This is a genomic window from Dankookia sp. P2 (genome assembly GCF_050632255.1).
Lineage (GTDB): Bacteria > Pseudomonadota > Alphaproteobacteria > Acetobacterales > Acetobacteraceae > Paracraurococcus.
Genome location: NZ_CP192581.1, coordinates 6109352 through 6132136, shown reverse-complemented (window position 1 = coordinate 6132136; position 22785 = coordinate 6109352). Strand labels below are relative to the sequence as shown.

Genomic DNA, 22785 nt, shown 5'->3' with positions numbered 1-22785 from the left:
GCTTACTCCGCCGCCATCGGCAGCGTGGGCGCGGGCGAGCCCTTCGCGGCCTTGTAGGCGGCAATGCGTTCTTCCATCATCGGCCGGAAGTGACGGATCAGGCCCTGGACCGGCCAGACGCCGCCATCGGCCAGCGCGCAGATCGTGTGGCCCTCGATCTGCCGCGTCACCTGTTCGAGCACGTCGATCTCGTCGACCTCGGCGCGACCTTCGACCATGCGGTCCATCATGCGCTTCACCCAGCCCATGCCCTCGCGGCATGGGGTGCACTGGCCGCAGCTCTCATGCTTGTAGAAGGTGGACAGCCGGGCGATCGCCTTGATCAGGTCGGTCGACCTGTCCATGACGATGACGCCCGCCGTGCCGAGGCCGGTCTTGTGCTCGCGCAGCGCGTCGAAGTCCATCAGCACGTCGTCGCAGACCGCCTTCGGGATCATCGGCGTGGAGGAGCCGCCCGGGATGACCGCCAGCAGGTTGTCCCAGCCGCCGCGCACGCCGCCGGCATGCTTCTCGATCAGCTCGCGCAGCGGGATCGACATCTCCTCCTCGACATTGCAGGGCTTGTTCACATGGCCCTGGATGCAGAAGATCTTGGTGCCGCTGTTCTTCGGCCGGCCGAAGCCGGCGAACCAGGCCGCGCCGCGCCGCAGGATGGTCGGCACGACGGCGATGGTCTCGACATTGTTGACCGTGGAAGGGCAGCCATAGAGGCCGACGGCGGCGGGGAATGGTGGCTTCAGCCGCGGCATGCCCTTCTTGCCCTCGAGGCTCTCGATAAGCGCCGTCTCCTCGCCGCAGATGTAGGCGCCGGCGCCGCGATGGACGTAGAGGTCGAAGTCCCAGCCGCCCCCACAGGCATTCGGGCCGAGCAGCCCGGCCGCATAGGCCTCGTCGATCGCCGCCTGCAGCACCAGGTGCTCGTTGTAGTACTCGCCGCGGACATAGATGTAGCCGGCATGCGCGCCCATCGCCACGCCGGCGATCAGGCAGCCCTCGATCAAGGTGTGCGGGTCGTGCCGCAGGATGTCGCGGTCCTTGCAGGTCCCGGGCTCGGACTCGTCCGAGTTGACCACCAGGTAGTGCGGCCGGTCGCTCGCCTGCTTGGGCATGAAGGACCATTTGAGGCCGGTCGGGAAGCCGGCGCCGCCACGGCCGCGGAGGCCGGAATTCCTGCGACCTCCTCGATGATCCAGTCGCGCCCCTTCTCGATCAGCCCCTTGGTGCCGTCCCAGTGGCCGCGGCGGCGCGCCGCATCCAGCTGCCAGCCGTGCAGGCCATAGAGGTTGGTGAAGATGCGGTCCTTGTCGCTCAGCGCCACGGCCTTACTCCCGGCACGTCGGTCAAAGTCAGCGGCCCGCCCACCGGCGCGCTGGTCTGGCGCCCGATGACCGAGCCCGGCGCGGGCCGCTCGCCGCGCCGCAGCGCCTCGATCAGCTTCCACCGTGCTCTCGTAGTCCAAGTCCTCGTAGTAGTCGTCGTCGACGCGCAGGATGGGCGCGTTGACGCAGCCACCGAGGCACTCGACCTCGGTCATGGTGAACATCCCGTCGGCGCTGGTCTCGGCCGAAGCCGGCGACATGGCCGGCATCCTTGCAGGCGCGTCGTCACCTCGTCCGATCCGCGCAGCCAGCAGGGTGTCGTGCCGCAGACCTGCAGGTGGTACTTCCCGATCGGCTTCATGTTGAACATGAAGTAGAAGGTGGCGACCTCGTAGACACGGATCGGCGCCATGCCGAGCCGCTCGGCCACCGCATCCATCCCCTTGTTCGGCACCCAGGCGCTGCCGGTCTGCCGCTTCATCTGCCGCTGCACCACATACAGCAGCGGGATGACGGCGCTGGCCTGCCCGCCTGCGGGGTAGCGCTTGACGATGATCTCGATCGCCGCGTTGCTCTCGGCGTCGAAGACGAAGCTGTCCGGCTGGGTGAACTCAACCGGGGTGTCAGGCGTGGTCACCGGTCGATCTCCCCGAAGACGATGTCGAGCGAGCCGATGATCGCCACGGCATCCGCCAGCATGTGTCCCTTCGAAAGCACTTCCATCGCCTGCAGATGCGCATAGCCCGGCGCGCGGATCTTGCAGCGATAGGGCCGGTTGGTGCCGTCAGCCACCATGTAGACGCCGAACTCGCCCTTCGGCGCCTCGGTCACCGTGTAGGTGGCGCCTTCCGGCACGTGGTAGCCCTCGGTGTAGAGCTTGAAGTGGTGGATCAGGCTTTCCATCGACCGCTTCATCTCGCCGCGCTTCGGCGGCGTGATTTTGTTGTCGAGGATCTTGGTCGGGCCCGGCTTCAGCCGCGCGAGGCACTGCTCCACCATGCGCAGCGACTGCGTCATCTCCTGGATGCGCACGAGGTAGCGGTCGTAGCAGTCGCCGTGCCGTCCCACGGGGATGTCGAAGTCGAGGTCGGCATAGATCTCGTAGGGCTGCGACTTGCGCAGGTCCCAGGGCAGGCCGGAGGCGCGGATGCAGGGGCCGGAGAAGCCCCAGGCCATCGCCTGCTCTGCGGTCATGACGCCGATATCGACGGTGCGCTGCTTGAAGATGCGGTTCTCGGTCAGCAGCCCCTCGAGGTCGCGGAGGAATTCTCGGGGAACTGCCTGCACCAGTTGCCAATGCGGTCCTCGAGCGCGCGCGGGATGTCCTTCGCCACGCCGCCGGCGCGGAAGTAGTTGACGTGGTAGTGGCTGCCGCCAGCCGCCTCGTAGAATTCGAGCAGGTGCTCGCGCTGCTCGAAGCCCCAGAGCGCCGGGGTGATGGCGCCGCAATCGAGCGCATAGGTGGTGACGTTCAGCAGGTGGTTCAGGATGCGGGTGAGCTCGGCGAACATGGTGCGGATGACGCGGGCGCGCTCGGGCACCTGGTCCTCGATCCGCAGCAGCTTCTCCACCGCCAGGACGTAGCTGTGCTCCATGCACATCGGCGAGACGTAGTCGAGCCGGTCCATGTAGGGCATGGCCTGCATGTACGTCTTGTACTCGATCAGCTTCTCGGTGCCGCGGTGCAGCAGGCCGATATGCGGGTCGGCGCGCTCGACCATCTCGCCCTTCATCTCGAGGATGAGGCGGAGCACGCCATGCGCCGCCGGGTGCTGCGGGCCGGAATTGATGGTGTGGCTGTCGACCTCGACGGTGCGCGACACCGGCTCGTCCCCGGTCCCCGAGACGAAGCCCTGCGGATCCGCGGCAGCGGCCATCGGCCCCGCCTCGGACGCCATGGCGGAACTGCCGCTCATGCTCCGGTCCCCTGGGCCTTCGGCCCTTCGATCTCGGTTGAGGTGGACCTTCTCGTCGCCCGGCAGGGTGGTCATGCCTTCCCAGGGGCTGAGGAAGTCGAAATTGCAGGAAGTCCTGCGTCAGCGTCACCGGCTCGTAGACGACCTGCTTGCGCTCCTCGTCGTAGCGCACCTCGACATAGCCGGTCAGCGGGAAGTCCTTGCGCAGCGGATGCCCTTCGAAGCCGTAATCGGTCAGCAGCCGGCGCAGGTCGGTGAGGCCGGCGAAGACGATGCCGTACATGTCCCACGCCTCGCGCTCGTACCAGGTCGCTACCGGCCAGATGGCCGCGACGCTCGGCACCGGCGTCGCGGCGTCGGTCCCCACCACCACACGGATCCGCTGGTTCAGCGAGAGGCTGAGCAGGTTGTAGACCACCTCGAAGCGCAAGGGCCGCTCCGGCCAGTCGGTGCCGCAGAGGTCCATCAGCTGCTCGAAGGCGAAGCCCTCGCCGTCGCGCAGCAGCGTCATGGCCGGCAGCAGCGCCTCGCGGCCGATGCGCAGCACCAGCTCCTCGCCGCGCTCGACCTCGATGGACTGCACCGCACCCTGCGGCAGCGCCGCGCGCACGGCCTCGCCCAGCGCCGCCAGCGCCGCGGCCTTGTCGATCGTATCAGCCACGCAGGATGGTCCCCGTCCGCCGGATCTTCTTTTGCAGCTGCAGGATGCCGTAGACGAGGCCCTCCGCCGTCGGCGGGCAGCCCGGCACGTAGACATCCACCGGCACGATGCGGTCGCAGCCGCGTACCACGCTGTAGGAATAGTGGTAGTAGCCGCCGCCATTGGCGCAGCTGCCCATGCTGATGACCCAGCGCGGCTCGGACATCTGGTCGTAGACCTTGCGCAGCGCAGGCGCCATCTTGTTGGTCAGCGTGCCGGCCACGATCATCACGTCAGATTGCCGCGGCGAGCCGCGGGGATGATGCCGAATCGGTCGAGGTCGTAGCGCGCCATGTAGGCGTGGATCATCGGCACCGCGCAGCAGGCGAGGCCGAAGGTCATCGGCCAGAGACTGCCGGTGCGGGCCCAGTTCACCACCTTGTCGAGGTTGGCGACGACGAAGCCCTTTTCCTCGATCTCGCCCGTGATCCCCTTCACCACCGCATCCTGCGCCGCGCCGGGCGCCAGGTGCTCGCGGTTCCAGGCAACCGTATCCGTATTTCCGCTCATGATGCTCTCCGGTCGGGGGACGGCCTGAGCCGTCACTCCCAGTCCAGGGCGCCCTTGCGCCATTCGTAGACGAACCCGACGGTCAGCACGCCGAGGAAGGCGATCATCGACAGGAAGCCGAACCAGCCGATCTGACCGAGCGAGACGGCCCACGGGAACAGGAACGCCACTTCGAGGTCGAAGATGATGAAGAGAATGGCGACCAGGTAGAACCGCACGTCGAAGCGCCGCCGCGTGTCGTCGAAGGGCTCGAAGCCGCATTCATAGGCCGACAGTTTCTCCGGGTTTGGCTTCTGCCGGGCGACCAGCAGGCTGCCGCCGACCATCGCGGCGGCGATGCCCCCGGCGATCACCAGGAAGACCAGGATCGGAAAATATTCGCCCAGTAGCGGTTGGGTCATCTGTGCTCCGCCCCTTGGTGGCGCCGCGTCCGTCAAGGCGCGGCCGCGGCATGCCCTGCCCCGGCGAATGCCGCAGCGCAGCGCGGCCGGACATTAGCCACGACCCGCGGTTTTCGCATAGAGGGCAGGACGCCTTTCTCAAGTCCCAGGTGGTGATTTTTGCCCGGAACGAAAAGGGTCCAGAATACGGCAAAGGCGCCGTTCCCTGCGGAACGGCGCGCCTTGGCGTTTGCGACGAATGGCGCGAGTGACGGGGCTCGAACCCGCGACCTCCGGCGTGACAGGCCGGCGCTCTAACCAACTGAGCTACACCCGCTTGCGTCGTGGCGGGGGTTTATGCCGCCGGTTGGGGGTGTCAACGGGGTCGAACGAACGAACCGCCGAGGTTCCCGACTTCGCTGTGGATGAATGGGCGCTGAGGGATCTGAACCCCCGGCATCTTCGGTGTAAACGAAGCGCTCTACCGCTGAGCTAAGCGCCCCCGGGGCGGAGAATGCCCCTACCTTCAGGGAAAAGAGCGGGCCGGCGTCGCCGCCGGCCCCGTCCTGGTCCCCTACCCGGCAAGTCGCCGGCTCAGTTCACTCGCATCCTTCAGGCCCTTGCCGGCCTTGAAGCGAACAGTGTTGGTCGCCGGGATCTTGATCTCCTCGCCGGTGCGCGGGTTGCGACCCGTACCGGCCTTGCGCTTCGAGGTCGAGAAGGTGCCGAAGCCGACCAGCCGCACATCGTTCTTCTTCTTGAGCGAGGTGGTGATCGCCTCGAACACCGCGTCCAGCACGTCGCCCGCCTTCGCCTTCGGCAGGTCGCCCGCTTCCGCGACGATCGAGATCAGATCCTGCTTGTTCATGCGTAAGCCCCCTTCCCTGGAAATCCACCGCCGCGCCCGGGTGCACCCGGGTCGGAAACTCGGCGCGACTGTAAGAGGGGCGATTCTGGGGCGTCAATCATTCGACTCGGAAAAACGGCAGAAATCCGCGCCTTTCGCCGGGTTTGTGGCGCCCGAAATACAGATCGGGCGGGCCTTTCGGCCCGCCCGTAATACAACCGAAGGGTGTCAGTGCGGCAGGGCGGGCTTCGCCGCATCGCCATCCGCCGCGCGCGGCGTCGGCGATTCGGCCGGCTCCTCCCAGGTGATCGCCTCGGGCTTGCGCACCAGCGCCGCCGCGATCACCTCGTCCACATGCGAGACGGGGAAGATGCTCAGCCCCTTCTTCACGTTGTCCGGGATCTCCGCGAGATCCTTCTCGTTCTCCTTCGGGATGAAGACCGTGGTGGTGCCGCTCCGCAGCGCCGCCAGCAAGCCCTTCAGGCCGCCGATCGGCAGCACGCGGCCGCGCAGCGTGATCTCGCCGGTCATCGCCACGTCGCGCCGCACCGGGATGCCGGTGAGGACGGAGACGATGCTGGTCGCCATGGCGATGCCCGCGGAGGGGCCATCCTTCGGCGTAGCACCTTCCGGCACGTGCACGTGGATGTCGCGCCGGTCGAACAGCGTCGGCTTCAGGCCGAAGCTCGTCGCGCGGCTGCGGACATAGGACATCGCCGCCGAGACGCTCTCCTGCATGACGTCGCCGAGCTTGCCGGTGGTCTGCACCTTGCCCTTGCCCGGCACGGTGACGGACTCGATCGTCAGGATCTCGCCGCCCACCTCGGTCCAGGCCAGGCCGGTGACCACGCCGACCATGTCCTCCGCCTCGGCCTCGCCGTAGCGGAACTTCCGGACCCCTGCAGACTTTCTTCGAGGTTCTTCGGCGTGATGGTGACCTTCTTCGCCTTCTTCGAGACGATCTCGCGCACCGCCTTGCGCGCCAGCTCCGCCGACCTCGCGCTCGAGGTTCCGAACGCCGGCCTCCCGCGTGTAGTAGCGCACCAGGTCGCGCAGCGCCTCCTCGGTCACCGACCACTCACCGTCCTTCAGGCCATTGGCCTCGGACTGCTTCGAGATCAGGTGCCGCTTGGCGATCTCCACCTTCTCATCCTCGGTGTAGCCGGGGATGCGGATGATCTCCATGCGGTCCAGCAGCGGCTGCGGCATGCGAAGCGAGTTCGCCGTGGTGACGAACATGACGTCCGACAGGTCGTAGTCCACCTCGAGGTAGTGGTCGGCGAAGGTCGCGTTCTGCTCGGGGTCCAGCACCTCGAGCAGCGCCGAGGACGGGTCGCCGCGCCAGTCCGCGCCGAGCTTGTCGATCTCGTCGAGCAGGAAGAGCGGGTTGGAGGTCTTCGCCTTCTTCATGCCCTGGATGACCTTGCCGGGCATCGAGCCGATATAGGTCCGCCGGTGGCCGCGCACCTCCGCCTCGTCGCGCACGCCGCCGAGCGACATGCGGACGAAGTTGCGGCCGGTGGCCTTGGCGATCGACTTGCCGAGAGAGGTCTTGCCCACGCCGGGCGGGCCGACGAGGCAGAGGATCGGGCCGCGGATCTTCGGCGAGCGCGACTGCACCGCCAGATACTCGATGATCCGCTCCTTCACCTTCTCCAGGCCGAAGTGGTCGGCGTCCAGCACCTTCTCCGCCTCGACGATGTCGTTGCGGACCTTGCTGCGCTTCTTCCAGGGGATGCTCAGCATCCAATCGAGGTAGTTGCGCACCACCGTCGATTCGGCGCTCATCGGCGACATGGTGCGAAGCTTCTTCAGCTCGGCCATGGCCTTCTCGCGGGCTTCCTTCGACAGCTTGGTGGCCTTGATCTTGGCCTCCAGCTTCGGCGGCCTCGTCCTTGCCGTCCTCGCCCTCGCCCAGCTCCTTCTGGATCGCCTTGAGCTGCTCGTTCAGGTAGTACTCGCGCTGCGTCTTCTCCATCTGCCGCTTCACGCGGTTGCGGATGCGCTTCTCCACCTGCAGGACGCCGATCTCGCTTTCCATATGGGCGAAGACCCGCTCGAGCCGCGCGGCGGTGCCGGCGGTCTCCAGCAGCTCCTGCTTCTCGGGAATCTTCAGCGAGAGGTGGGCGGCGACGGTATCGGCCAGCTTGTTCGGGTCGTCGATCTGGTTGATCGAGACCAGCACTTCCGGCGCGATCTTCTTGTTGAGCTTAATGTATTGCTCGAACTGGCCGACCACGGTGCGGGCGAGCGCCTCCGACTCCGGGCGCGGTGCCTTCCGGCTCCTCGAGCGCCGAGGCATAGGCCTCGGAAATGGGTCTGCGTCTCCTTGAAGCCGGCGATCTCGCGCGCGGCGGCCGCCCTCGACCAGCACCTTCACCGTGCCGTCCGGCAGCTTCAGCAGCTGCAGCACGGTGGAGACGGTGCCGACGTCATAGAGGTCGTCAGCGCCGGGATCGTCCTGCGCGGCGTTCTTCTGGGCCACGAGCAGGATCTGCTTGTCGTCGCGCATCACCGCTTCCAGCGCGCGGACGGATTTCTCCCGGCCCACGAACAGCGGGCACGATCATGTGCGGGAAGACGACGATGTCGCGGAGCGGCAGGACGGGGAGCAATTCCCCGCGGAGGGTTTCGGGCTTGTCCGCCATGATGGACCTCGCTGAAGGACAGTCGACGCCTGGGGCACCCGAGAAGCGGCATGACCCGTGGCGTCACGGGATTGCAAAATAGATGGGGGCCGGGCCTTGGCCTCTCAACCCCTTGAATTCTGGCGCGGCCTGGAACGGCCGCGCCCGGCACGATCAGGCGGAGCTCTGCTCCGCCGCGCGCTCACTCGTAGATGAAGAGCGGGCTGGCCCGGCTCTCGGCCACCTCGCGGTTCACCACCACCTCGTCCACGTCGTCGAGGCCGGGCAGGTCGAACATGGTCGACAGCAGGATCTGCTCCATGATCGAGCGCAGGCCACGGGCACCGGTCTTGCGCTGGATGGCGCGGGTGGCGACCGAGCGCAGCGCGTCCTCGGTGAAGGTGAGCTTGGTCCCCTCCATCTCAAAGAGCCGCTGGTACTGCTTCACCAGCGCATTCTTCGGCTTGGTCAGGATCTCGATGAGCGCCTTCTCGTCGAGGTCCTCGAGCGTGGCGACGACCGGGAGCCGGCCGATGAATTCCGGGATCAACCCGAACTTCAGCAGGTCCTCCGGCTCCACCTCGCGCAGCACCGCGCCGGCGCGGCGCTCGTCCGGGAGCGGACCTCGGCGCCGAAGCCGATGCCCGAGCCCTTGCCGCGGGCACCGATGATCCGCTCGAGGCCCGCGAAGGCGCCGCCGCAGATGAACAGGATGTTCGAGGTGTCGACCTGCAGGAATTCCTGCTGCGGGTGCTTGCGCCCGCCCTGCGGCGGCACCGAGGCGACGGTGCCTTCCATGATCTTCAGCAGCGCCTGCTGCACGCCCTCGCCCGAGACATCCCGCGTGATGCTGGGGTTGTCGGACTTGCGGCTGATCTTGTCGACCTCGTCGATGTAGACGATGCCGCGCTGCGCCCGCTCGACATTGTAGTCGGCCGACTGCAGCAGCTTGAGGATGATATTCTCGACATCCTCGCCGACATAGCCAGCCTCGGTCAGCGTCGTCGCATCCGCCATGGTGAAGGGCACGTCGAGGATGCGGGCGAGCGTCTGCGCCAGCAGCGTCTTGCCCGAGCCGGTCGGGCCCAGCAGCAGGATGTTCGACTTGGCGATCTCGACGTCGTTGTTCTTCGCGCCGTGCGCCAGCCGCTTGTAGTGGTTGTGCACCGCGACCGAGAGGACCTTCTTCGCATGGTCCTGGCCGATGACGTAGTCATCTAGGACCTTGCAGATCTCCTTCGGCGTCGGCACCCCGTCGCGCGACTTCACGAGGTGCGTCTTGTGCTCCTCGCGGATGATGTCCATGCACAGCTCGACGCATTCGTCGCAGATGAACACGGTGGGCCCGGCGATGAGCTTCCGGACCTCGTGCTGCGACTTCCCGCAGAACGAGCAGTAGAGGGTGTTCTTCGAGTCGCCGGACTTGCTCATGGGCACTCCGCCTGGATGGGCCGGCCAGGGCCGCCGGCGCCTTCTCGCATGGGAAGGCGCGGACCGCCCGGGCCCCACCCCTCGAAATCGAGAGGGGGCCTGGGATGGGACTGTAGCCCCCCTGTCATCGGGGGGAAGCACGACGGATGGCCAGGGGCCGGCCGAACACCAACCGGTGCGGCAACATCCCGTCAGGACGCCGCCGGCGATACGATCGGGTCCCGGCCGGCGCCCGGGTCGTCAGGACTTCGGCACCTCGGCGCCCGGGGCGGCCGGGCGTTCCAGCACCACCTCGTCGACCAGGCCGAAGTCGCGTGCCCTCCTCGGCCGACATGTAGCTGTCGCGTTCCAGCTTGGCCTCGATCGCGGCGATCGGCTGGCCGGTATGCTTCACGTAGATCTCGTTCAGCCGCTGCCGCAGCTTGAGGATCTCGCGCGCCTGGATCTCGATGTCGGTCGCCTGGCCCTGGGCGCCGCCGGAAGGCTGGTGCACCATGACCCGGGCATTCGGCAGGGCGAAGCGCTTCCCCTTGGCGCCGGCGGTCAGCAGCAGCGAGCCCATGGAGGCCGCCTGGCCGATGCAGACCGTGCTGACCGGGGAACGGATGTACTGCATGGTGTCGTACATCGCCAGGCCGGCCGAGACCACGCCGCCCGGGCTGTTGATGTAGAAGGCGATGTCCTTGTTCGGGTTCTCGCTTTCCAGGAACAGCAACTGGGCGCAGATCAGCGAGGAGACCTGGTCGAAGACCGGCCCCGTCAGGAAGATGATCCGCTCCTTCAGCAGGCGCGAGTAGATGTCGTAGGACCGCTCGCCCCGCGCCGTCTGCTCGACGACCATCGGCACGAGGGTGTTGTTGTAGACCTCGACCGGATCACGGTCCCGCATGGTGCAACCTTTCACTCGTTCGGCCCGGCGGACCCTTGCCCGGTCGGCGGCACGGACCGGCCGGGGTGGCCGGGCAGCCATGCCGCCCACGGGCCGGGTTCGCCTCAGCCAATGTGGGGCAACCCCGGCGCCGCCGGAAGTCCCCGCCGGATGGCGGGGTTGCCGGGCGCGCCCGGACGGGTCCCGAAGCGCCGAATCAGGCGGCCTCGGCCTGGGTGGTCAGTTCCTCCGGCGCGACCTGCCGGTCGGTCACCTGGGCCAGCTTCAGCATGAAATCCACCACCTTCTCCTCGAAGATGGGGCTGCGGAGGTTCTCCGCCGCCTGCGGATTCTTCCGGAAGAATTCCATCACCTGCTGTTCCTGGCCCGGGTACCGACCAGCTTCCTGACGCATCGCCCTTGCCAATTCGTCACCGGTCACGGTGATGTTGTTGGTCCGGCCGATCTCGGAGAGCAGCAGGCCGAGGCGGATGCGGCGCTCGGAGATGCCGCGGTATTCCGCCTTCAGCGTCTCCTCGTCCTTGCCCTTGTCGTCGGCGTCGAGATTGCCGGCCTTCAGGTCCTGCTCCACCCGCTGCCAGATCTGGGCGAACTCGGCCTCGATCATGCCCTCCGGCACCGGGAACTCGGCCTTGGCCGCCAGCGCGTCCAGCAGCGACCGCTTCACCTTCAGCCGGGCCAGGTTGTCGTATTCCTGCTGCAGGCTGCCGCGCACGGCCTCCTTCAGGGCGTCGAGCGTGTCGAAGCCGATCGCCTTGGCCATCTCCTCGTCGGCCGCCGGCACGATGGAGCGCTTCATGCCCTTGGCGGTGACGGTGAAGGTCGCTGCCTTCCCGGCCAGCGCGGCGGAGCCGTAATTCTCGGGGAAGGTCACCTTCACCAGCCGCTCGTCGCCAGGCTGCATGCCGACCAGTTGCTCGGTGAAGCCGGGGATGAAGCCGGGGCCGTCGACCTCGATCGGCATGTCGCTGGCGGTGCCGCCCGGGAAGGCCTCGCCCGGCCCCTCCTCCCCTTCGGCGGGATCGATCCGGCCGACGAAGTCGCAGACCAGGATGTCGCCCTTCTCGGCCGGCTTCACCTCGGTGACGTCCTCGAGCTTGCGGTTGCGCGAGGCGATCGTCTCCAGCGCCTTGTCCACCTGCTCGTCGGAGGGCTCGGCCTTCAGCCGCTCCACCGCGATCCCGGCGAAGTCCGGCATCGGGATCTCCGGCAGGATCTCCAGCTCGACCTTGAACTCCAGGTCGGATTCGGGGGCGAATTCACCAGCTCGATCTTCGGCTGCAGCGCCGGGCGGAGGCCGCGGTCGGTGACGACCTGGTCGGCCGCCTTGTTCACCGACTGCTCGAGCACCTCGCTCATCACCGCCTGGCCGTAGCGCTGCTCGACCACCTCGGGCGGCACCTTGCCCGGGCGGAAGCCGGGGATGCGGAGGTCGCGGCCCAGCTTCGGCCAGCCGCTTCCGGCGCTCGGCGGCGATGTCGCCGGCGGGCACCACCACCGTATAGGCCCGCTTCAGCCCGTCGTTCGCGACCTCGGTCACCTGCATTGTCGTCACACCCATCCAGACCTGGCGAGGGGCGGCCTGGTGCGGGCGGAGGGATTTGAACCCCCACGGCTTGCGCCACTGGAACCTAAATCCAGCGTGTCTGCCAATTCCACCACGCCCGCGTGGACGCCCCGCGGTATTGAAGACCGGGCGTGTAGCGCAGGCGGGGGTTCATTGAAAGGAGGGGTCAGATCGGCGAGCCGCTTGAATCCCGACTAGTCGGCCGACTAGTCTGCCCGGATGGACGGCAGCATCGGCGCCTATGAGGCGAAGACCCACCTTTCCGCGCTGCTTGACCGGGTCGCGCGGGGCGAGAGCCTGACCATCACCCGGAACGGCAAGCCGGTCGCCCGGCTGGTGCCGGCCGAAGCCGCGCCGGCCAGGCCGGAGTCCGGCCGAGGCGGCGGCGCGGATCGTGGCGTTGCGGGAGGAGTTGCAGGCCGAAGGGGTGCGCGTGTCGCAGCAGGACATCCGCGACTGGATCGCCGAAGGGCGACGCTGAGCGGTGCGAGGCTACGTCCTCGACGCCTCCTTCGCCCTGGCCGTCCTGCTGCCGGACGAGGCCTCGCCGGTCGAGGAGGACCAGCCGGCCGGCATCGTCGCGGCAGGCCTGCACGTCCCGGCGCTCTGGTGGGTTGAGGTCGGCAACAGCCTGCTGACGGCGGAGCGCCGCAACCGACTGAGCTCGGCGCGCCGCGCGCAGGTCATGCGGGTAGCCCAGGGCTTGGCACCGGAGACGCATCCGCACCTGCCGGAGGCCTGCCGGGGCCGGCCGCTGGACCTCGCCCGCCTGCACGGCCTGACGCTCTACGACGCCTGCTACCTCGATCTCGCCCTGCGAGCTGGACGCGTCCCTGCTGAGCACGGACCGCGCCCTGCGCCGCGCCGCCAGCGCCGAGGGCATCGCCCTGCTGCCGGCCTGACGCGCCCTACCCTACCCCAGCAGGGCCTGGGCGCAGGCATCCAGAATCGCGTCCACGTCGAGGCCATATTCACGATAGAGGTCGGGGATGTCACCCGACTGGCCGAAACGGTCGACGCCGAGCGGCACTACCCGCTGGCCGCGCACCGCCCCCAGCCAGGCATGCGCCGCCGGGTGGCCGTCGATGACCGAGACGATCGCCGCGCCGGCGCCAGCGGCGCCAGCAATTCCTCGACCCAGGAGGGGGCGCCGAAGCCCGACCGCGCCTTGCGCCGCGCCGCCAGCCACTCGGCATGCAGCCGGTCCGGCGAGGTGATCGCCAGCAGCCCCGCCCCCGGCTCCTCCGCCCGCAGCTCCTCGAAGGCGGCGAGCGCCTCCGGCGCCACCGGCCCCTGATAGGCGATGGCGATGCGGGCACCCGGCGCGGGGGACCATCCAATGCCCGCCGGCCACGACCGCGGCCGGGTCCAGCGTGCGCTGCGGCTGCTCCAGCCCGCGGGTCGAGAGCCGCAGCCAGACCGCCGAGCCGTCCGGCTTCTGCATGTGCTCGAAGCCCCAGCGCATCAGGATCGCCAGCTCGTCGGCATAGGCCGGCTCGAAGCTGGCGAGCCGGTCCTGCGCCATGCCGAGCAGCGGCGTGTTGATGGACTGGTGCTGGCCGCCCTCGGGCGCCAGCGTCAGGCCGGACGGCGTGCTGACCAGCATGAAGCGCGCATCCTGGTAGCAGGCATAGATCAGCGCATCGAGGCCACGGTTGACGAAGGGGTCGTAGACCGTGCCGATCGGCAGCAGCCGCGCGCCATAGAGGTCGTGCGCCAGGCCGAGCGCCGAGAGCATCAGGAACAGGTTCTGCTCGGCGATGCCGAGCTCGATGTGCTGGCCCTCCGGCGACATGCCCCAGCGCTGGGCGCTGGCCAGCTTGGCGTCGCGGAAGACGTCGTTCTTCAGGTGGCGGTCGAACACGCCGCGGCGGTTCACCCAGGGGCCGAGATTGGTCGAGACCGTCACGTCCGGGCTGGTGGTAACGATCCGCCTGGCGATCGCCGCCGCCTCCCCTGGCCGCGGCCGAGCTCGGCCAGCACCTCGCCGAAGGCCTGCTGGGTGGAGAATTTCCGCCCCGCCGCCACCTTCGGCCGGGGGAAGCTCTCCTGCGGCACCGCGACCGGCGCGGCCTTCAGCCGGCGGCCCTCGGGGGCGACCGGGGTGGCGAAGGGGACGCCGCGGAGGAAGGCCTGCAGCTCCGCCTCGGGCAGGTCCAGCCCCTCGAAGCGGTCCCATTCATGGCCGTCGCGGATGCGCATCTCCGCCTTGAAGCCGGCCATCTGCTCCTTGGTCATCAGCCCGGCATGGTTGTCCTTGTGCCCGGCGAAGGGCAGGCCCATGCCCTTCACGGTATAGGCGATGAAGCAGGTCGGCTGGTCGCCGGCGGCATCCTGCGCCCGGAAAGCCTCCAGCAGCGTCGCCACGTCATGGCCGCCGAGATTGGTCATCAGCGCGCCGAGCTCCTCGTCGGACAGCGGGTCGATGATGGCGCGCACCCCCTCCTCGCGGCCGAGCTCGGCCAGCAGCGCGTTGCGCCAGGCGGCGCCGCCCTGGAAGGTCAGCGCGGAGTAGAGGCTGTTCGGGCAGTCGTCGATCCAGCGGCGGAGCGATTCGCCGCCTTCCCGCGCGAAGGCGGCCTCCAGCTTGCGGCCGTATTTCAGGGTGACGACGTTCCAGCCCATGTCGCGGAACAGGCCCTCGATCCGGCCGAACAACCGGTCCTGCACCACGCTGTCGAGGCTCTGGCGGTTGTAGTCGATGATCCACCAGACATTGCGGACATCGTGCTTCCAGCCCTCCAGCAGGGCCTCGTAGATGTTGCCCTCGTCCAGCTCGGCATCGCCGACGATGGCGATGTGGCGGCCGGCGGGGATGTCGGCCCGGCCGAGCCCGTGCAGCCGGACATAGTCCTCGACCAGCGCGCCGAAGCTGGTCAGCGCGACGCCGAGGCCGACCGAGCCGGTGGAGAAGTCCACCTCCGCCCCGTCCTTGACCCGGGAGGGATAGGGCTGGATGCCGCCGAACTGCCGGAGCGTCTCGAGCTTGTCCCGGCTCTGCCGGCCGAACAGCCAGTTCACCGCATGGAAGACCGGACCGGCATGCGGCTTCACCGCCAGCCGGTCCTGCGGCCGCAGGATCTCGAAGTACAGCGCCGTCATGATCGAGACGACGGAGGCGCAGGAGGCCTGGTGGCCGCCGACCTTCAGCCCGTCGCGGTTCGGCCGGACGTGGTTGGCATGGTGGATCATCCAGGCCGAGAGCCAGAGCAGCTTGCGCTCCATGGCATGCAGCAGGTCGAGCTGACGGGTCGGATCGACGGCCGGCTGCCCGGCGCCCGGGGGCTCGGCGATGGTGGCGATGCGGCCCTGGACGGTCATTCCGGTCTTCCTCCCGAACCGGGGCGCCCTGGTTCGCAAGGCGGCTTGCCGGCCGTTCTTCTGCTGCTGAGACCGGGCGAACATAGGGCGCCGCGCCGGGCCATGGTATCCCAGGCCCATGGCACTACCCGAGAAAATCCATCGCGCCTACCACCATGGCAGGCTGCAGGAGGCGCTGCTGGAGCCGCCGCGGCGCTGGTCGCGGAGCGCGGGCCGGAGGGCTTCTCCCTGCTCGACGCGGCGCGCGCCTGCGGCGTCTCGGCCTCTGCCCCGTACAAGCATTTCGCCGACAAGGCGGCGCTGCTGGAGGCGTTGGCCCGGCGTGGCGCGGCGCTGCTGAACGCGCGGCTGGCCGCCGCCTGGGGCGGGGGCGAGCCGGGGCCCGCCGAGGCCTTCCTGCGGATCGGCCATGCCTACATGGCCTTCGCGCGGGAGGAGCCGGGCCTCTATCTCTCGCTCTACCGGCCCCGCAGCGCTCCGCCGGAGCCCGCGCAGCCGGAGGACTCGCCGCTCGGCGACGCGCTCGCCGCGCTCGGCATCGGCGGCGGCGCCGCGGCGGAGATCGGGGTGCAGATCTGGGCGCTGAGCCACGGGCTGGCCAGCCTGGAGCGGGCCGGGCAACTGCCGCTGCCGGCGGAGCGGCTGATCGATTCAGGCGTCGGCCGGCTGCTGCGGGGCTTCGCGGCCGAGGCCGGACCGGCGCCCGCGACGGCCGCGCAGCGCTCGAACGCGACCGCCGCGCCGCCGTAGCGCATTGCTTCCACGGCAGGTTCAGGCGTCCGAGCCTTCACGCCCCCCGGCCATCCGATCTAGCCGACCCGCGCCAGCTTCCTGAGCGCGGCGGCGGCGGGCCGCTTGCCCTCCCCTGCGTAGGCCTCGTGGTTCTCCTCGATCCGCGCCGGGTCGTAGAGGTAGTTCACCATCAGCCCGCAGCTCTCCTTCATCCCCTTCTCGCTGACATCCGCCCGCCAGTTCAGCCGTTCCACCCGCGCCCCGTTGGACAGGTGGAAATGCGCCACCGGGTCGCGCGCGCGCCGGGCCTTCGCCCTGGCGGACTCGTTCAGCAGGTAGCGGGCGCAGGCGCGCAGCAGGACCGGCTCGAGCGCCTTCGCCAGCGCCTCCTCCCGCTGCCAGCCGCGCCGGGCCAGCACCCGGGCCAGGGTCTGCACCGGGGTCTCCACCAGGATCGGCGCCGCGAGCATGCCCGCGCTCGCCCCCGGGCTGGCCGGCGCCGGCAGCGCCAGGCTGCCCGGCGCGTGCTGGCGCAGGACCGCGGCCGCCTCCTCCTCGATCAGCGCCGGGTCGCCCTCCGCCAGCTGCGCCGCCAGCCAGCGGCTGAAGCCCGGGATCGGCGAGAGCGTGGCGAAGGCGCGGATGTTCTTCAGTTCCGCCTGCAGCAGCGACACCACCCGCTTGATGAGGAAGTTGCCGAAGCTGATCCCGTCCAGCCCGCGCTGGCAGTTGTTGATCGAATAGAAGATCGCGGTATCCGCCGCCGCCGGGTCGAGCACCGGCGCCTTCTCGTCCAGCAGCCGCTGCACGCTGTCCGACATCCCCTTGACCAGCGCGACCTCGACGAAGATCAGCGGCTCCTCCGGCATGCGGGGGTGGAAGAAGGCGTAGCAGCGGCGGTCGCTGTCCAGCCGGTTCTTCAGGTCGCGCCAGGTGCGGATGCGGTGCACCGCCTCGTACTGCACCAGCTTCTCCAGCAGCGCGGCGGGCGAGTTCCAGTCGATCCGCCTGAAGCTCGAGGAAGCCGACATCGAACCAGCTCGCCAGCAGGCCCTTCAGGTCGGTCTCGAGCGCCTGCAGCAGGGCGTCGCCGCCCATCGCCTGCAGCAGCCCGGCGCGCAGGTCGACCAGGAATTTCATGCCGTCCGGGATGGCGGTGAACTGGGTCAGCAGCCGCAGCCGCGGCGGCTCCAGCGCCCGGCGCAGCCGGGCCTTGGCGGCGGCCTGCTCGGCCGGGCCGGCGGCCTTGCGGAGGCGGTCGATGGCGAAGTCCATCGCCGCCTCGTCGCAGTCGAAGCCGGCCAGGGTGCGGAGGAAGTCCACCCGTCCCGCCGCATCCAGCGCCAGGTAGGCCTGGGCCAGCTTGGCCGCGCGGTTGCGCGCCGAGACCTCGCCGCCGCGGCCGTCGAGGCAGGCGCGCATCTGCTCGGCGATGCCCTCCGCCTCGCCGCCCACCACCCGCTCCGCCATGTCGCGCCAGAGGCTGGTGACGCGCCGCAGCGCGCGGTCGAACAGGCCGGTCTCAAGTGCCAGGTCGGACATGCTTCGGTCTCTCCGGGGCGGCACCGGTAACATGGTGAAACCCAGCGCGATTGTCAGCACGCCTTGAGGTTGAGGCGAGCCAATCCCATGGCATTTGGCAGGAGCGTGATGAGATCCTCCGCAACCAGGCCCGGCCCGTATGCCCGCGCCGCCTCGCCCTGGATCCAGGCGCCGCAGCCGGCCGCCTCGAAGGCCCGCATCCCCTGCGCCAGCAGCGCGGCGATGCTGCCGGCCAGCACGTCGCCGGTGCCGCCCGTCGCCAGGCCGGGCGGGGCGTTGGCATTGATCGCGGCGCGCCCATCGGGGGCGGCGATGACGGTATCGGCGCCCTTCAGCAGCACCACCGCGCCGGTCGCCGCCGCGGCGGCGCGGGCGGCGGCGAGCTTGTCGTCCCCGGCGGGGCCGAAGACCCGGGCGAACTCGCCGGCATGCGGCGTCAGCACGGCGCAGCCGGCCAGGGCCTGCGGCATCCCGGCGCAGGCGCCGAGCGCCCCGGCATCGGCGACCACCTGACGCCCGGCCTCGACCAGCCGGCGCAGCGCCGCGCGGGTCGCGGCATCCCCCGGCAGCCCGGGCCCGATCAGCCAGGCGCGGCGGCGGTCGTCGGCCAGCAGCGCCTCGAGCCCGGCCTCGGAGACAATGGTCCCCGGGTCGCCGGCGCGGTAGAGCGCGGCGGCCGCGGCATCCGGCGCCAGGATCGTCACCAGCCCCGCCCCCGCCCGGTGCGCCGCGCCCGCGGCCAGCCGCGCCGCCCCGGTCATCTGCCCGCCGCCCAGGATGGTCAGGTGGCCGCGGCTGTACTTGTGCGCCTCGGCGCCGAATCCCGGCGGCCGCCAGAGCCCCGGCGCATTGCGCCAGGCGCGCGGCCCGACGCGGTCCAGCACGCCCTCCGGCAGGCCGATATCGGCCAGCACCACCTCGCCGCACAACCCGCGTCCCGGCAGCAGAAGGTGCCCCGGCTTCAGCCGGAAGAAGGTCACGGTCAGCGCCGCTTGCGGCGCGAAGCCGCGCGGCTGCCCGGTCGCGCCGTCGAGGCCGGAGGGCACGTCGACCGCCAGCAGCGGCGCCCGCACCGCGCGCAGCACCGCGGCCGCCGGCCCGTCCAGGTCGCGCGCCAGCCCGGCGCCGAAGACCGCGTCGATCACCAGGCCGGCGCGCGCCGCCTCGGCCGGGCCGAAGGGGACCATCGGCCCGCGCCACGCCGCCGCCGCCCCGGCGGCGTCGCTGCCCGGCCGAGGCGGCGCCAGGGCGGCGACGGCAACCGGCCAGCCCGCCTGTTCCAGCAGCCGCGCCGCGACATAGCCGTCGCCGCCATTGTTGCCGGGCCCCGCCAGCACCAGGCAGCGCACCGGGCGGAAATGCCGCCGCGCCGCCCGCGCCACCGCCCGGCCGGCCGCCGCCATCAGCACCGGACCGGGCGTCCCGCCGGCGATCGCCGCGGCATCGGCGCGGCCCATCTCCTCCGGCGTCAGCAGGGCCAGGCGTGACAGGTCCAGGTGCGGCGCGATCGGCATGACGGTCCCTCCCCGCCCAGCATACCGCCTCCGGGCGCCGCCGCCCGCCGCCGATCCGACTCAGCCCGCCGGGCCAGCCACCCCCATCGCCCGCGGCAGCAGGACGGTGAAGACTGCACCCTCCGGCCCGTTCCGCACCTCGATCCCGCCGCCCATGGCCTTGACCAGCCCATGGCAGATCGAGAGGCCGAGCCCGGTTCCCTGGTCGGCATCCTTGGTCGAGACGAAGGGCTCGAAGAGCCGCGGCAGGATCGACTCAGGGATGCCGCCCCCGTATCGGCCAGGGTCAGCCGGACCATCCCCGCCGCCACCCCGGCCTGCGCCGCCGCCACCTGGATCCGCCGCGGCGCGCCGGGTGGCAGGCCGCGCAGCGCATCGGCGGCATTCACCAGCAGGTTCACCAGCACCTGCTCGATCGAGACCAGCTGGCCGAGCGCCACCGGCACCGGCTCCTCCAGCGCGCGGTCCACCTCGATCCCGGCCTCGCGCAGTGGCCCGCCGACCAGCGCCAGGGCGCAGTCGATCGCCCGGTCCAGCGGCACCGCCTCGGGCGGCGCGCCGGGTCGCCGCCGCGGGCGAAGCGGCGGAGGTTCTCGATGATCCCGGCGGCGCGCTGCGCCTGGGAGGTGATGCGGTCGAGGCGCGGCAGCGCGGCGGCGGCATCGCCGCGGCGCAGCGACCGCAGCGCGTTCTCGGCCGCCAGGCTGATGGTCGCCAGCGGCTGCTTCAGCTCATGCGCCAGGCCGGTGCCCATCTCGCCCAGCGCCGCCAGCCGGCCGGCCGCCGCCGCCTGCGCCTGGGCGGCGCGCTCGGCGGTGACATCGGCCATGAAGCCGACCACCTCGACGCTGCCATCCGCCAGCCGGTCGAGCACGGTCAGCGTGCTGTGCACGTCGGCCCAGCCGCCATCGGCCCGCAGCAGGCGGTGGTCGTAGCGAACGGTGCCGTCGCGCAGCAGCAGGGCCAGCCGGTCCGGCAGGGCGGCCCGGCTGGCCGGGTGGATGATGCGGGTCAGGCCACCCGGCGGGTTCACCGTCTCCCAGCGCCAGCCGGTCAGCCGCTCGATCCCGCGGCTGAGATAGGTTCGGCTGGAGATGCCCCCCGGCATCGATCCGGCCGCGCAGCACCACCACCGGCGCGGCGGCCAGGGTGCGCTCGAGCTCGGCCTGGGCCGCGCGCTCGGCGGTGACGTCGACGATGAAGCCGACCACCTCGGCGCCGCCGTCGTCATCCATGCCCAGCGCCACCAGGGTATGCCGGGTCCACACCCAGCTGCCGTCGGGACGCCGCATGCGCAGGTCGCGGACACCGATGCCCTCCGTCACCACCCGGCGGTAATGCCCGGTCCGGTCCTCGATATCGGCCGGCTCGGTGATCCGCAGCATGCCGCCCCGCGGGTTCACCTCCTCCCAACGCCAGCCGGTCAGCCGCTCGATCCCGCGGCTCAGATAGGTGCGGCTGAAACGGCCCTCGGCCGTGATGCGGCCGCGATAGACCGCCAGCGGCGCCGCCCGCAGCACGCCCTCGAGCGCCGCCTCGGCGGCGCGCTCGCGGTCGATGTTGAGCATGTAGCCCGCCACCTCGCCGCTGCCGTCCGGCTGCAGCGCCAGCCGCACCAGGTAGGAGCGCATCCATTGCAGCTCGCCATCCGGCCGCCGCATCCGCCACTCGACCGTGGCCTCGCCCGATTGCAGCGCGGTGCGGTAGGCGGTCGGGAAGTCCGGCGGTTCGGCCCCGGCCAGGTACCACCAGTTCTTCCTGCGGGGCGAGCACCTCGGCCGGCCAGCCGGTGACGCTGGCGATGTCGCCGGTGCGGTAGAGCAGGCGGGAGCTGCCATCCGCCGCCGCCCGGCGCAGGAAGATGATGGCCGGCAGCCCGGCGAGCAGCCGCTCGACCTCCGCCCGGCCGGCCTGCAGCGCCGCCGACTCGCGCTCCCGCGCCGCCTCGGCCGCGGCATATTCGGCCGAGACGTCGAGCGTGGCGCCGACCACCTCGCCGCCGCCCGCCGGGTGGCGCGACAGCCGCCGCAGGTGCGACCGCATCCAGCGCAGCCCGCCATCCGGCTGCCGGTGCTGCCAGTCGACCCGGTACGCGCCCTGCTCCAGCGCCTGGCCCAGGGCCGATTCCATCGCGTGCTGCGGCGACACGCCCGCGGGCGGCGCGACGAAGCGGTCCGGATCGTCGCCATGGGCGAGCGCCGCCTCCAGCGGCCAGCCGGTGACCCCGGTGACATCGCCGGCGACGTAGCGTCGCTGGCTGGATCCGTCCGGCGCCACCTCGCGCAGGAAGATCACCGCCGGCAGGTTCGCCAGCAGCCGCTCGACCTGCGCCCGGCCTTCGCGCAGCGCCGCCGCCTCGCGCTCGCGCGCCGCCTGCTGCTCCGCCGCCGCCGCGTATTCGGCCGAGACGTCGAGGACGTAGCCGACCACCTCGCCGCTGCCATCGGGCCGCCGCGACAACGGCCGCGCATGGCTCCGCATCCAGCGCGGCGGACGCCCCTCGGGCTGGCGGATCTGCCAGTCCGCCGTGACCGTGCCCTCGCGCAGGGCGCGGCTGCTGATCGGCATCTGGTGCGCCGGCGCATCGGCGCGCAGCTCGGCGATGTCGGCCAGCCCCGCCACGACCTCCTGCGGCCAGCCGGTCACCGTCTCGATGTCGCCGCCGCGATAGAGCAGGCGGAACCGGCCGTCCGGATGGGCGTCGCGGTGGAACAGCACCGCCGGCAGGTTGGTCAGCAGCCGCTCGACCTGCGCCCGGCCCTCCTGCAGCGCCGCGGCGGCCCGCTCGCGCGCCTCCCGCTCCTCGGTGATGTCGACCAGGAAGCCGAGCAGCTCGGCCGGGCGGCCGTCACCGGCCGGGACCGCCAGCACGGTATGGCGCGCCCAGATCCGGCGGCCATCGGCGCAGCGCAGGCGCATGTCGATCGCCACCTGGCCGGACTCCGCCGGCCGCATGACCTGCAACCGGTCAGCCTCGCTCTCGAATCCCATCAGCGCACGCAGCGCGCCGCTGCGGCCCTGGAAGCTGGTCCAGAGCCAGCCGGTCAGCCGCTCGATGCCGCGGCTCAGATAGGTCCGCTCGAAGGTCCCGGGGGCGGTCTCCTGCGCCCGGTAGACTGCCACCGGCGCCTCGCCGAAGGCGCGGTCGAGATCGGCCAGCGAGGCCTGCGCCGCGCGCTCCGCGGTGACGTCGGTGAGGAAGGCGATCATCTCGCCGCCGCCCGCCGCATCCCGCTCGACCAGGGCCAGGGTCTCGCGCATCCAGAGCCAGTGGCCGTCCGCATGCCGCAGCCGGAGGTCCTGGACCAGGTGCCCGGCCGAGAGCAGACGCTGCATGAGCTCGGCCTCGCCCTGCTGCTGCGCCTCGTCCAGCAGGCCGCGCAGCCCGCCCTCCGCATTGATCACCGCCCAGGGATGGCCGGTCAGCCGCTCGATCCCGCGGCTCATATAGGTCCGGGTGAAGCCGCCATCCGGCGCGACCCGGCCGCGG

General features: G+C 70.7%; 11 protein-coding genes, 3 tRNA genes and 12 pseudogenes. 2 read left to right on the top strand and 24 right to left on the bottom strand.

Features of this window, described 5'->3' with window-relative positions:
• Nucleotides 1–2: 2 nt before the first annotated feature.
• The 15 genes and pseudogenes from nuoF to ACQ86J_RS36410 all read right to left on the bottom strand — a co-directional run bounded on the left by nuoF (nt 3) and on the right by ACQ86J_RS36410 (nt 12287).
• Nucleotides 3–1318 (bottom strand): annotated as a pseudogene (gene nuoF, locus ACQ86J_RS36480) (NADH-quinone oxidoreductase subunit NuoF).
• A pseudogene (locus ACQ86J_RS36475) lies at nt 1309–1956 on the bottom strand (complex I 24 kDa subunit family protein). Before ACQ86J_RS36475 ends, nuoF begins: the two co-directional pseudogenes overlap by 10 nt.
• Nucleotides 1953–3196, bottom strand: a pseudogene (locus tag ACQ86J_RS36470) (NADH-quinone oxidoreductase subunit D). Before ACQ86J_RS36470 ends, ACQ86J_RS36475 begins: the two co-directional pseudogenes overlap by 4 nt.
• 81 nt (nt 3197–3277) lie before the next feature.
• A pseudogene (locus ACQ86J_RS36465) lies at nt 3278–3896 on the bottom strand (NADH-quinone oxidoreductase subunit C); the annotation flags it as partial.
• Nucleotides 3889–4445, bottom strand: a pseudogene (locus ACQ86J_RS36460) (NuoB/complex I 20 kDa subunit family protein). The pseudogenes ACQ86J_RS36465 and ACQ86J_RS36460, both read right to left, overlap by 8 nt.
• A 32-nt stretch (nt 4446–4477) precedes the next feature.
• The gene (locus ACQ86J_RS36455) at nt 4478–4846 is read right to left on the bottom strand and encodes an NADH-quinone oxidoreductase subunit A (RefSeq protein WP_431269334.1); all 369 of its coding nucleotides are present in this window, start codon (nt 4844–4846) and stop codon (nt 4478–4480) included.
• Nucleotides 4847–5085: 239 nt separating this feature from the next.
• Nucleotides 5086–5162, bottom strand: a tRNA-Asp gene (locus ACQ86J_RS36450).
• Between the two features lie 93 nt (nt 5163–5255).
• Nucleotides 5256–5327, bottom strand: a tRNA-Val gene (locus ACQ86J_RS36445).
• 72 nt (nt 5328–5399) lie between these two features.
• Complete coding sequence (locus ACQ86J_RS36440) at nt 5400–5693, bottom strand: HU family DNA-binding protein (RefSeq protein ID WP_431269333.1); 294 nt, start codon at nt 5691–5693, stop codon at nt 5400–5402.
• 207 nt (nt 5694–5900) lie between these two features.
• Nucleotides 5901–7496, bottom strand: coding sequence for an endopeptidase La (gene lon, locus ACQ86J_RS36435; RefSeq protein WP_431269332.1), 1596 nt, complete (start codon nt 7494–7496; stop codon nt 5901–5903).
• 271 nt (nt 7497–7767) lie between these two features.
• Nucleotides 7768–8320: pseudogene (locus ACQ86J_RS36430) on the bottom strand (LON peptidase substrate-binding domain-containing protein); the annotation flags it as partial.
• A gap of 153 nt (nt 8321–8473) precedes the next feature.
• A pseudogene (gene clpX / locus ACQ86J_RS36425) lies at nt 8474–9730 on the bottom strand (ATP-dependent Clp protease ATP-binding subunit ClpX).
• Nucleotides 9731–9970: 240 nt separating this feature from the next.
• Nucleotides 9971–10619: pseudogene (gene clpP / locus ACQ86J_RS36420) on the bottom strand (ATP-dependent Clp endopeptidase proteolytic subunit ClpP).
• A 196-nt stretch (nt 10620–10815) separates the two neighbouring features.
• Nucleotides 10816–12165, bottom strand: a pseudogene (tig, locus tag ACQ86J_RS36415) (trigger factor).
• A gap of 37 nt (nt 12166–12202) precedes the next feature.
• Nucleotides 12203–12287, bottom strand: a tRNA-Leu gene (locus ACQ86J_RS36410).
• A 118-nt stretch (nt 12288–12405) separates the two neighbouring features.
• On the opposite strand from ACQ86J_RS36410, the gene ACQ86J_RS36405 reads away from it, so the two are divergent.
• Nucleotides 12406–12804: a type II toxin-antitoxin system Phd/YefM family antitoxin gene (locus ACQ86J_RS36405; RefSeq protein ID WP_431269331.1), complete on the top strand. Its 399-nt coding sequence runs from the start codon at nt 12406–12408 to the stop codon at nt 12802–12804.
• Between the two features lie 295 nt (nt 12805–13099).
• On the opposite strand, the gene ACQ86J_RS36400 is transcribed toward ACQ86J_RS36405, so the two are convergent.
• Complete coding sequence (locus ACQ86J_RS36400) at nt 13100–14095, bottom strand: hypothetical protein (protein ID WP_431269330.1); 996 nt, start codon at nt 14093–14095, stop codon at nt 13100–13102.
• Nucleotides 14092–15507, bottom strand: a complete 1416-nt coding sequence (locus tag ACQ86J_RS36395) for a 1-deoxy-D-xylulose-5-phosphate synthase N-terminal domain-containing protein (protein WP_431269329.1) — start codon at nt 15505–15507, stop codon at nt 14092–14094. The genes ACQ86J_RS36400 and ACQ86J_RS36395 overlap by 4 nt, the downstream gene beginning before the upstream one ends.
• A gap of 102 nt (nt 15508–15609) precedes the next feature.
• Between ACQ86J_RS36395 and ACQ86J_RS36390 the strand changes: the two genes are divergently transcribed.
• Complete coding sequence (locus ACQ86J_RS36390) at nt 15610–16257, top strand: TetR/AcrR family transcriptional regulator (RefSeq protein ID WP_431269328.1); 648 nt, start codon at nt 15610–15612, stop codon at nt 16255–16257.
• A gap of 59 nt (nt 16258–16316) precedes the next feature.
• On the opposite strand, the gene ACQ86J_RS36385 is transcribed toward ACQ86J_RS36390, so the two are convergent.
• The 7 genes and pseudogenes from ACQ86J_RS36385 to ACQ86J_RS36355 form a co-directional block, all read right to left on the bottom strand.
• Nucleotides 16317–17204 (bottom strand): malonyl-CoA decarboxylase domain-containing protein, encoded by an 888-nt coding sequence (locus ACQ86J_RS36385; RefSeq protein WP_431269327.1) that lies wholly within the window; start codon nt 17202–17204, stop codon nt 16317–16319.
• Nucleotides 17205–17331: 127 nt separating this feature from the next.
• A pseudogene (locus ACQ86J_RS36380) lies at nt 17332–17514 on the bottom strand (malonyl-CoA decarboxylase N-terminal domain-containing protein); the annotation flags it as partial.
• Between the two features lie 320 nt (nt 17515–17834).
• Nucleotides 17835–19295 carry an NAD(P)H-hydrate dehydratase gene (locus ACQ86J_RS36375; protein ID WP_431269326.1) on the bottom strand — a complete coding sequence of 487 codons (1461 nt, stop codon included), beginning with the start codon at nt 19293–19295 and terminating at the stop codon, nt 17835–17837.
• A gap of 60 nt (nt 19296–19355) precedes the next feature.
• Nucleotides 19356–19544: an ATP-binding protein gene (locus ACQ86J_RS36370; RefSeq protein ID WP_431272660.1), complete on the bottom strand. Its 189-nt coding sequence runs from the start codon at nt 19542–19544 to the stop codon at nt 19356–19358.
• Nucleotides 19545–19692: 148 nt separating this feature from the next.
• Nucleotides 19693–20403 (bottom strand): histidine kinase dimerization/phospho-acceptor domain-containing protein, encoded by a 711-nt coding sequence (locus tag ACQ86J_RS36365; protein WP_431269325.1) that lies wholly within the window; start codon nt 20401–20403, stop codon nt 19693–19695.
• A gap of 109 nt (nt 20404–20512) precedes the next feature.
• A pseudogene (locus ACQ86J_RS36360) lies at nt 20513–20863 on the bottom strand (PAS domain-containing protein); the annotation flags it as partial.
• A 1273-nt stretch (nt 20864–22136) separates the two neighbouring features.
• A pseudogene (locus ACQ86J_RS36355) lies at nt 22137–22505 on the bottom strand (hypothetical protein); the annotation flags it as partial.
• Nucleotides 22506–22785: the final 280 nt, after the last annotated feature.

Excerpts from the sequence above, each read along its gene's own strand:
- ACQ86J_RS36405 (WP_431269331.1), top strand. The coding sequence starts at position 12,406 with ATGGACGGCAGCATCGGCGCCTATGAGGCGAAGACCCACCTTTCCGCG.
- ACQ86J_RS36365 (WP_431269325.1), bottom strand. The coding sequence starts at position 20,403 with ATGCCGGGGGGCATCTCCAGCCGAACCTATCTCAGCCGCGGGATCGAG.
- ACQ86J_RS36395 (WP_431269329.1), bottom strand. The coding sequence starts at position 15,507 with ATGACCGTCCAGGGCCGCATCGCCACCATCGCCGAGCCCCCGGGCGCC.
- ACQ86J_RS36455 (WP_431269334.1), bottom strand. The coding sequence starts at position 4,846 with ATGACCCAACCGCTACTGGGCGAATATTTTCCGATCCTGGTCTTCCTG.
- ACQ86J_RS36440 (WP_431269333.1), bottom strand. The coding sequence starts at position 5,693 with ATGAACAAGCAGGATCTGATCTCGATCGTCGCGGAAGCGGGCGACCTG.
- ACQ86J_RS36375 (WP_431269326.1), bottom strand. The coding sequence starts at position 19,295 with ATGCCGATCGCGCCGCACCTGGACCTGTCACGCCTGGCCCTGCTGACG.
- lon (WP_431269332.1), bottom strand. The coding sequence starts at position 7,496 with ATGGCCGAGCTGAAGAAGCTTCGCACCATGTCGCCGATGAGCGCCGAA.
- ACQ86J_RS36390 (WP_431269328.1), top strand. The coding sequence starts at position 15,610 with ATGGTATCCCAGGCCCATGGCACTACCCGAGAAAATCCATCGCGCCTA.